Below are 1,547 nucleotides of genomic sequence, written 5' to 3'. Positions count from 1 at the left end.
CCGTCCAGCGAGGACACGGCCTTCTGGCGCGCCGCCGGCAGGCAATTGCTGCAGTGCCTGGACGAGTTGCCCGAGGCGCAGCGTGCCGCGTTCCTGCTGCACCACGAAGACGGCGCGAGCGTCGAGGACCTCGCGCAGCGGCTGGGCCTGCAATTCGAAACCGCCAAGAGCCGGCTGCGTTACGCGCTGCAGAAACTGCGCGGCTGTATGCGCCGCTACCTTAAAGTGTTGGAGACCCCGGCATGACGGGCTTGCGCGACGCTCGCCTGCACAAGGCGCTGGAGTCGGCGCCGGACGGCGATATGCGGCCGGCCGAGCGTGTGCGCCGCGAGATCCTCGCGAAGGCCCATCAAGCCGTCGCCCCTGCGTCGGCGGTGCCCTGGTGGAAGGCCTTGTGGGAAAGCGCGGGGCGCCGCAATTCGCCCTGGAACGCCGCGTTCGCCACGCTGGTGATCGCCGGCTTCGTGACGGTGCTGTGGTTCGATCGCGAGGTGCCGGGGCCGCTGCCGGAAACAACGCAGGCGGGTGCGCCGGTGCCGTCCGCGGCCACGCCTGCGCCTCCTGTCCCGCCAGCAGCGCCGGCACCGACCTCTGCAGCCGAAACGGCATCACCAGCCACAACGGCACCAGCGCAGATCAAACCCGCGAAGCCGGCGACGGACGCTGCAACCCGTGCGGCCCAATCGCGGCCTGCGGAAATGGCACAGGCACGCAAGAGCGAGCCCGCGCTGTCGGCGCGGCAAAGCGGCCCTGCGCAAGAAGCGGCAGGTGGCGCCGAGCCGGCTCGTGAGCGTCGTGCAGACACGAAATCCTTGCGCGACGAGGACACGCGCGCGCTGGCCAAGAGCGCCCAGCCGCAAGCGGAAGCAGCGGCGCCCGCGACCGCGCCGCTGCAGGGATCCGTAGGTGCTGCCGCCGGGACCGCTGCCGCACCCAGGGCCGCCCCCATGGCGAGACCGGCGGCGCCTGTGCAAGCAGCACCGGCCGCGCCCGCACCGGCGCCGGTGATCGCGCCGCAACGCGATGCGATGGCGAGCGGCTGGACTCACGCGAAAGTATCGGTCGGCGGCCGTGAGGTGGAAGTCGAAAGAAGCCAGGCCGGCCGGCTGGCCGCGTTGCTCGGCGCGATAGAGCGCGGGCCTCGGGGCGAGGACCCGCTGGAAGGCCCTGTCGCCCTGAAGATCGAGCTCAGCGAGCAGGGCGCGCCCGTCGATGCTCTGGAAGTGGTGGGCGCGCAAGTGCGGTGGGCCCGGCTGCGCGCAGGGCAGCGCTCGAGCTTCGTCGCAAAGCCGGAGCCCGCGCAGCTGCAGGCGCTGCAGGCCGAGGTCAATCGCCTGACCGGGCGATAGGGCCGGCGCGGCAGCATGGATGCCGGATCAAATTCGGCATGGCACGCGTGCGCTTCTGCTTCTATTGATGCTTGAACTGCGCCTTGCGCTTGTTCACGAAGGCGTCCATGCCTTCCTTCTGGTCGCTGGTGGCGAAGAGCGCGTGGAACATGCGGCGTTCGAACATGATGCCGTCGGCCAGGCCGCCTTCGAACGACC

At 70.8% G+C, this 1,547-nt stretch carries 3 protein-coding genes; 2 read left to right on the top strand and 1 reads right to left on the bottom strand.

Going from position 1 to position 1,547, the window contains the following annotated elements:
* Nucleotides 1-246 (top strand): RNA polymerase sigma factor (locus VLK61_RS29515; protein WP_325426843.1); only part of this gene is annotated, 246 nt, incomplete at its 5' end.
* A complete protein-coding gene (locus VLK61_RS29510) occupies nucleotides 243-1,349 on the top strand; it encodes a hypothetical protein (protein ID WP_325426841.1) in 1,107 nt (368 codons plus the stop codon). The genes VLK61_RS29515 and VLK61_RS29510, both read left to right, overlap by 4 nt.
* 61 nt (nucleotides 1,350-1,410) lie before the next feature.
* Here the strand turns inward: VLK61_RS29510 and VLK61_RS29505 are convergent.
* The coding region (locus VLK61_RS29505; protein ID WP_325426846.1) for an enoyl-CoA hydratase-related protein at nucleotides 1,411-1,547 on the bottom strand (137 nt) is incomplete at its 5' end.

The organism is Aquabacterium sp. (assembly GCF_035476535.1).
In the GTDB taxonomy this organism is placed as follows: Bacteria; Pseudomonadota; Gammaproteobacteria; order Burkholderiales; family Burkholderiaceae_C; genus Pseudaquabacterium.
The sequence above is the reverse complement of the archived record's forward strand: the minus strand, read 5'-3'. Positions and strand labels throughout refer to the sequence as shown.